Below are 6,795 nucleotides of genomic sequence, written 5' to 3' on the forward strand. Positions count from 1 at the left end.
ATCACCTTCCTGATGGTGTTCCTGATCCAGAATTCGCAGAATCGCGATGCCGCCGCGATGCAGGCCAAGCTCGACGAACTGATCCGCGCGATCGACGATGCGCGCGGCCAGTTCATCGGGATCGAGCACAAGACCGATCGCGAGATCCAGCGGATCCGCACCGATCTCGAACAGGAGTGCCGGGACGATGACGAGGTGCGGAAGGGCAAGCCCAGCAGCGATCAATATGTCGGCCGGTTGATCAAGCGGCGCTGATGCGGCGCGCGTGGATCACGCCTTGAATCCGCGACCCCGTCGATCCTATCTCCCTCGATCCCAGACGCCGCAGAAAGCCCGTCCATGACCGCCGTCCATTCGACCCGCATGCTCGTCCTCGGCTCCGGCCCCGCCGGGCTCTCCGCCGCGATCTACGGCGCGCGCGCGGGGCTTTCGCCGGTCGTGGTGCAGGGCATCCAGCCGGGCGGCCAGCTCACGACGACGACCGACGTCGAAAATTATCCGGGCTTCCGCGAGGTGATCCAGGGGCCGTGGCTGATGGAGGAGATGCAGGCGCAGGCCGAACATGTCGGCGCACGGATGCTGTGGGACACGATCACCGGCGTCGATCTTTCCGAGCGGCCGTTCAAGGTGACGGGGGACAGCGGCGCCACTTATGTCTGCGACACTCTGGTGATCGCCACCGGCGCGCAGGCGCGCTGGCTTGGGCTCGACAGCGAGGAGCGCCTCAAGGGCCAGGGCGTCTCCGCCTGCGCGACGTGCGACGGCTTCTTCTATCGCGGCAAGAAGGTGGCGGTGATCGGCGGCGGCAATACGGCGGTGGAGGAGGCGCTATACCTCACCAACCACAGCCACGACGTGACCATCGTCCACCGCCGCGACAGCTTTCGCGCCGAAAAGATATTGCAGGAGCGGCTGTTCGCCCACCACGGCATCACGGTGCTGTGGAACAAGGAGGTTGCCGAGTTCGTGGCGGGCGAGGGCACGGCGGGGCTTGTGGCGCTCGATCTCAAGGATACGGTGACGGGCGAGCATAGCCGGCTCGACGTCGAAGGCGGCTTCGTCGCGATCGGCCATCATCCCGCGACCGAGCTGTTCAGGGGCACGGGCCTCACGCTCGACAAGGACAATTATATCGCGGTGCGGCCGGGCACGAGCCTGACCAACATCCCCGGCGTGTTCGCGTGCGGCGACGTGATGGACAAGGTCTATCGCCAGGCGATCACCGCGGCGGGCACGGGCTGCATGGCCGCGCTGGACGCCGAACGCTTCCTGCAGGCGGCGGATTTTCCGGTGCCCGAAGATGAAGCGGCGGGGCACCCGATCGACGTCGCGGTGGAGCATGCGGGGTAACGCGTCTTCACGAAGCACCCTTTCGTCGCCCCGGGGTGACGGGCGTGTGGATCAACGGAAAGGCTTTTAGGCTATTCCGCCGTCGCCAGCGGCATCCCGCAATCGGCGAACCCCATCGCCACGGCGCGCGCTCCCTCGGTGACCGACGCGCAATCGGGGGCGCCGAGCAGTCCGGCGAACCGTTCGTGCGCGGCCATGGGGTCTTCGGCGGCGAGGCCGAGCGCGGTGAGGATCGCGCTCTCCGCCTCGGTGATGCGCGGGCAGCAGCAAGGGGCGACCGCGATCGTCCGCGTCGAGGTCCGCGCCATCTCGGTCATGAAGGCGCGCATCAGCAGCAGCGGGCGGCGGAAACCGATCCCGAAGCCGGTGAAGAAGACGTGCGCGGCATGCGCGTCGCAGATCCCGCCCGCCGCCATCCGCCGCACGCCGAACAATGCTAGCCGGCCGTAGGGGCAATCGGGGGCCTGCGCGATCAAGCGGACAGAGGGCGAGATTTGCATGCGGCGACTCCTTCGAGGAATTGCCATCATGCGCATCTCGCTATTGATAATCAATCTCAAAAGACGAATAGTCGGCGCCGGTGAAATAGAGGCCGTCGGGCGGCGCGTTGAAGCCCAGCGCGGCGCGGTCGCACGCGGCGAGCGCGGAGCGGAGATCGTCGCCGCTCCATTGCCCCTGTCCGACCAGCGCGAGGCAGCCGACCATCGAGCGGACCTGATGGTGGAGGAAGCTGCGCGCCGCCGCCTCGATCAGCACCGCATCGCCCTCCCGCCACACGTCGAGGCGATCGAGCGTCTTGACCGGGCTTTCCGACTGGCAACGCGCCGAGCGGAAGGTGGTGAAATCGTGAAGACCGACGAGGCTCTGCGCGGCCGCGTGCATCCCGAGGGCATCCAGCGGGCGCGCGATCCGCCACGCGCGGCCCGTCTCCAGCGCCAGCGGCGCGCGGCGGTTGGCGATCCGGTAGAGGTAGCGGCGGCCGAGGCAGGAGAAGCGCGCGTGCCAATCGGGCGGCGCCTCCGCGCAGGCGAGGATCGCGACGGGCTGGGGACGCAGGCGCGCGTTGAGCGCCTCCATCAGGCGGAAGGGGGCGATCGGCCTCTCGACATCGCAATGCGCGGCCATCGCCAGCGCGTGGACGCCGGCGTCGGTGCGCCCGGCGGCGTGGACGGTGACGGGCTCGCCGGTGACGGCGTGCGCGGCCTGCTCGATCGCCTGCTGCACCGAGGGACCATGCGCCTGCCGCTGCCAGCCCATGAACGGGCGGCCGTCATATTCCACCGTCAGGCGGAAGCGCGTCATGGGAGGCGCGTGCCCGCGGGGATCGGGAAGCCACGCAGCAGATCGGCGGTGGTCATCGCGCCCTTGCCCGCGCGCTGGACGCGAAGAGGATGGAGAGCACTGGCGCCGCACTGAATGGTGAGCCGGTCATCCAAAACCACGCCGTGCTCCCGCGCGGGCGCACACCCGGTCGTGGTTTCGGCGGCGAGGATACGGACGCGTTCCGCCCTATATTCGAACCAGGCTCCGGGCGCGGGGGTGAACGCACGGATCTGGCGCTCGACCCGTTCGGCGGGCTGGCTGAAGTCGAGGCGGGCCTCGGCCTTGTCGATCTTGGGGGCGTGGGTGGCGCCCTCGGGCTGAACGATCGGAACGAAGCCGGGGAGATCGGCCAATACCTCCACCATCATCGCCGCTCCCATCGCCGCGAGTTCGACCGTCAGGTTCCCGGCGGTCTTGCCGGGCACATCGGTCGCACGCGTCAGCAGCATCGGCCCGGTATCGAGGCCTCTCTCCATCCGCATGATCGTCACGCCGGTCTCGGCATCGCCGGCGAGGATCGCGCGCTGGATAGGGGCTGCGCCCCGCCAGCGGGGGAGCAGCGAGGCGTGGACGTTGAGGCAGCCGTGGGCGGGCGCGGCGAGGATCGGCGGGGGCAGGATCAGCCCGTAAGCGGCGACCACCGCGACATCGAGCGCCAGCGCGGCGAAATCGGCCTGCGCCACCGGATCGCGCAACGTGACCGGCGCGCGCACCTCCAGCCCCAGCGCCTCGGCGCGCGACTGGACGGGGGACTTCTGCGGCGCCTTGCCGCGCCCGGCGGGGCGGGGCGGCTGGGTATAGACCGCCGCGACATCATGCCCGGCGGCGACCAGCGCCTCCAGCGTCGGCACGGCGAAATCGGGGGTTCCCATGAAGGCGATGCGCATCGCGGCGCTTCACCACAAACGTCATCCCAGCGGAAGCCGGATCGCGGACGGCGGCGCGACGCTCACGAGATCCCAGCCTTCGCTGGGATGACGGATGACGCTCACGCCCGGACCAGGAACACCGCATGTTCGGCGCGCAGATTGGCGGCGGTGGCGCCGATCCGCCGCTCGCCCGCGAGGAACCAGGCGCCTTCGACCGTGATGCCGCGCTCCGCCACGAAGGCGCGGAAATCGTCGATCGTGAGCTGGTGGATGTTCTGCGTGGCGTACCAGCTCACCGGCAGCGCCGGCGTCACCGGCATCCGCCCGCCCCACAGCAGCCCCCAGCGCACCCGCCAATATGCGAAATTGGGGAAGGAGACGAACGCCGACTTGCCGATCCGCAGCAGCTCGGTCAGCACCGCATCGGGCGCGCGAGCGGTTTGCAGCGTCTGGCTGAGGATCGCATGATCGAAGCTCTTGTCGGGATAGAAAGCGAGATCGGCGTCGGCATCGCCCTGCACCACCGACAATCCGCGCGCGACGCTGGCCGAGACGTTGGCGGGATCGATCTCGAGCCCGCGCACGTCGGCGCCGCGCACGTCGCGCAGCTCGGCCATCAGCTCGCCGTCGCCGCAGCCGATATCGAGCACGCGCGCGCCGGGCGCGACATGCTCGGCGATGATCGCGAGATCGGAGCGAAGGCTCATTATTCCTCCCCGGCACGGGGAGGGGGACCGGCCGTAGGCCGGTGGAGGGGGCTCACAGCCGAGCGCGACGCCGGTGGAGAGCCCCCTCCACCCCTCGCTGCGCGAGCGGTCCCCCTCCCCGTGCCGGGGAGGATCATGCCCCCGCTCTCAGGAAGCCGTCGACCACGCGGGCGAGCTCGGGCACCTCGAGCAAGAAACTGTCGTGCCCGAACGGCGCCGAAAGCGCCACGAAGCTCGCCTTCGCGCCCGCCGCGGTCAGCGCATGGACGATGCGGCGCGATTCGCTCGTCGGATAGAGCCAGTCGGTATCGAAGCTGACGATGCAGAAGCGCGTCGCGGTGCCGCGAAACGCATCGGCCAGCCGCCCGCCATGCTCCTCCGCCAGATCGAAATAATCCATCGCGCGGGTGATGTAGAGGTAGGAATTGGCATCGAAGCGATCGGTGAAGGCGATCCCCTGGTGGCGCAGATAGCTTTCCACCTGGAAATCGGCGTCGAAGCCGAACCCCACCTGCCCCCGGTTCTGCAGACGCCGCCCGAACTTCTCGGTCAGCCCCGCCTCGGAGAGATAGGTGATGTGCGCCGCCATCCGCGCGACCGCGAGGCCGGCGGACGGCCCCTCGCCGCTGCCGTAATAATCGCCGCCGCGCCAGTTGGGATCGGCCATCACCGCCTGCCGCCCGACCTCGTGGAAGGCGATGTTCTGCGCGGAGTGGCGCGCCGCGCTGGCGATCACCACCGCCGATCGCACGCGCGCCGGGTAGGTCGCCGCCCATTCGAGCACCTGCATCCCCCCCATCGATCCGCCGACCACCGCCGCGATGCTCCAGATGCCGAGGTGATCGAGCAGCAGCGCCTGCGCGCGCACCATGTCGCGGATCGTGATGACCGGGAAGCGCATCGCGAACGGGCCGCCGCCGTCGGGATCGAGGCTCGCCGGGCCCGAGCTGCCCATGCACGAGCCGAGCACGTTGGCGCAGACGATGAAGTGGCGCGCGGGATCGATCGGCTTGCCGGGGCCGACCATCCGCGTCCACCAGCCGGGCTTGCCGGTGCGCGGATGCACGCTCGCGACATGCTGGTCGCCGGTCAGCGCGTGGCAGATCAGGATCGCGTTCGCGGCATCGGCATCCAGCGCGCCATAGGTCTCGTAGGCGATCTCGATCTGCGCGAGACTGGCGCCGCCGTCGAGCGCCAGCGGCCCGGGCAGCACGACATGGCGGCCGAGGCCGAAGCGTTGATCGTCGGGAGAGCGCACCGCCAACATGGGCGCGCGGGCTACGTCCGCCGCTTCGCCCCGTCAATGCGGGCGGTTGCCCCCAAGGCCGCGCCGCGCCTAGAGGCCCCGGCATGCCCCAGCCTCTCACCGATCGCATCGCCCTCGTCACCGGCGCCAGCCGTGGGATCGGCGCCGCCACCGCCAGCGCGCTTGCCGCCGAGGGCGCGCACGTCATCCTCGTCGCGCGGACCAGCGGCGGGCTCGAGGAGACCGAGGAGGCGATCCACGCGGCGGGTGGCAGCGCCACGATCGCGCCGCTCGACCTGATCGACGGCGATTCGATCGGGCGGCTGGCGGCGGCGATCGGCGAGCGCTGGGGCCGGCTCGACATATTGGTGATGGGCGCGGCGATGCTGGGGACGCTGACATCGGTGCCGCAGATCGACCAGAAGGAATTTTCGCGGCTGCTGACGCTCAACGTCGGCGCGCCGCAGGCGCTGCTCGCCGCCTTCGATCCGCTGCTGCGCGCCGCCGAGCACGCCCGCGTCGTGGCGCTGACCTCCAGCGTCGGTGCCGCGCCGCGCGCCTATTGGGGGGCCTATGGCGCGTCCAAGGCGGCGCTCGAGACGCTGATGCGCGCTTATGCCGCCGAGATGGCGAACCTGCGCGACCTGCGCGTCGCGATCGTCGATCCGGGCGCCACGCGCACCGCGATGCGCGCCCAGGCCTTCCCCGGCGAGGATCCCGCCGGCCTCAAGCCCCCCGAAGCCGTCGGCCAGGCGATCGCGCGGCTGCTGATCGACGATTTCGAGACCGGCGCGAGCATCCGAGTCGGCTGAGCGGTTCCCGCTTCCCGTGCAAGTCAGGCATGCCGGACCCTATGCGGCGGGGTGGACCCCGAAACCAGTCGGCGCTTATCGCACTCGACACGTACCCGTCACCCCGGGTGACGGTCAATTTGCGGCAACGTCGCTCCCTAAAATCCTATCGCCGCTGCGCCTGCGCCGCCGACGCGCCCGTGACCCCACGCAGGAAGGCGGCGCGGTCGCCCGGCGGGAGCGCGCGCAGCGCCGCGATCACGCGATCGTCGGCGCGGGTGCGCATCTGCGCCTGCAATCCCTCGTTCTGCTTGAGCAAGGCGGTGAACTTTTCGACGTTGACCGTCGCGCCGGCGATCTCCGTCACGATCTGCGTCATCACCGCGCGCTGCTGCCCGGCGAGCTGGGCGAGCGTGGGATCGCGCTGCGCCTGCAGCCGGTTGAGGATCGCGATGCCCGCGGGCGAGACGCCGGGGATGCTGACCGGGCGCGGGCCGGCGGCAGATCGG

9 protein-coding genes are annotated in these 6,795 nt (G+C 70.2%); 3 read left to right on the plus strand and 6 right to left on the minus strand.

Features of this window, described 5'->3' with window-relative positions:
- Together HUU94_RS03155 and trxB are read left to right on the plus strand one after the other, a co-directional pair.
- A partial coding sequence (locus HUU94_RS03155) for a low affinity iron permease family protein (RefSeq protein ID WP_174273667.1) occupies positions 1-255 on the plus strand: 255 nt, incomplete at its 5' end.
- An 84-nt stretch (positions 256-339) separates the two neighbouring features.
- Positions 340-1,350, plus strand: coding sequence for a thioredoxin-disulfide reductase (gene trxB, locus HUU94_RS03160; protein WP_254601913.1), 1,011 nt, complete (start codon positions 340-342; stop codon positions 1,348-1,350).
- 71 nt (positions 1,351-1,421) lie between these two features.
- On the opposite strand, the gene HUU94_RS03165 is transcribed toward trxB, so the two are convergent.
- The 5 genes from HUU94_RS03165 to metX form a co-directional block, all read right to left on the minus strand.
- A complete protein-coding gene (locus HUU94_RS03165) occupies positions 1,422-1,850 on the minus strand; it encodes a DUF6628 family protein (RefSeq protein ID WP_174273668.1) in 429 nt (142 codons plus the stop codon).
- 40 nt (positions 1,851-1,890) lie between these two features.
- Positions 1,891-2,652 (minus strand): tRNA pseudouridine(38-40) synthase TruA, encoded by a 762-nt coding sequence (gene truA / locus HUU94_RS03170; RefSeq protein WP_174273669.1) that lies wholly within the window; start codon positions 2,650-2,652, stop codon positions 1,891-1,893.
- The gene (gene fmt, locus HUU94_RS03175; protein ID WP_174273670.1) at positions 2,649-3,560 is read right to left on the minus strand and encodes a methionyl-tRNA formyltransferase; all 912 of its coding nucleotides are present in this window, start codon (positions 3,558-3,560) and stop codon (positions 2,649-2,651) included. The genes truA and fmt overlap by 4 nt, the downstream gene beginning before the upstream one ends.
- A gap of 101 nt (positions 3,561-3,661) precedes the next feature.
- On the minus strand, positions 3,662-4,249 hold the full coding sequence (gene metW / locus HUU94_RS03180; RefSeq protein WP_174273671.1) for a methionine biosynthesis protein MetW: 588 nt from the start codon (positions 4,247-4,249) through the stop codon (positions 3,662-3,664).
- A gap of 133 nt (positions 4,250-4,382) precedes the next feature.
- Positions 4,383-5,513, minus strand: coding sequence for a homoserine O-acetyltransferase MetX (metX, locus tag HUU94_RS03185; RefSeq protein ID WP_438827099.1), 1,131 nt, complete (start codon positions 5,511-5,513; stop codon positions 4,383-4,385).
- Between the two features lie 86 nt (positions 5,514-5,599).
- Here metX and HUU94_RS03190 point away from each other — a divergent pair, with 86 nt between their 5' ends.
- Complete coding sequence (locus HUU94_RS03190) at positions 5,600-6,307, plus strand: SDR family NAD(P)-dependent oxidoreductase (protein ID WP_174273673.1); 708 nt, start codon at positions 5,600-5,602, stop codon at positions 6,305-6,307.
- Between the two features lie 145 nt (positions 6,308-6,452).
- Here the strand turns inward: HUU94_RS03190 and HUU94_RS03195 are convergent.
- The coding region (locus HUU94_RS03195) for a hypothetical protein (RefSeq protein WP_174273674.1) at positions 6,453-6,795 on the minus strand (343 nt) is incomplete at its 5' end.

This window comes from Sphingomonas bacterium, assembly GCF_903644055.1.
In the GTDB taxonomy this organism is placed as follows: Bacteria; Pseudomonadota; Alphaproteobacteria; order Sphingomonadales; family Sphingomonadaceae; genus Sphingomonas_I.

Coding starts and splice junctions, on each gene's coding strand:
- trxB (WP_254601913.1), top strand. CDS start 340: ATGACCGCCGTCCATTCGACCCGCATGCTCGTCCTCGGCTCCGGCCCC.
- HUU94_RS03165 (WP_174273668.1), bottom strand. CDS start 1,850: ATGCAAATCTCGCCCTCTGTCCGCTTGATCGCGCAGGCCCCCGATTGC.
- truA (WP_174273669.1), bottom strand. CDS start 2,652: ATGACGCGCTTCCGCCTGACGGTGGAATATGACGGCCGCCCGTTCATG.
- fmt (WP_174273670.1), bottom strand. CDS start 3,560: ATGCGCATCGCCTTCATGGGAACCCCCGATTTCGCCGTGCCGACGCTG.
- metW (WP_174273671.1), bottom strand. CDS start 4,249: ATGAGCCTTCGCTCCGATCTCGCGATCATCGCCGAGCATGTCGCGCCC.
- HUU94_RS03190 (WP_174273673.1), top strand. CDS start 5,600: ATGCCCCAGCCTCTCACCGATCGCATCGCCCTCGTCACCGGCGCCAGC.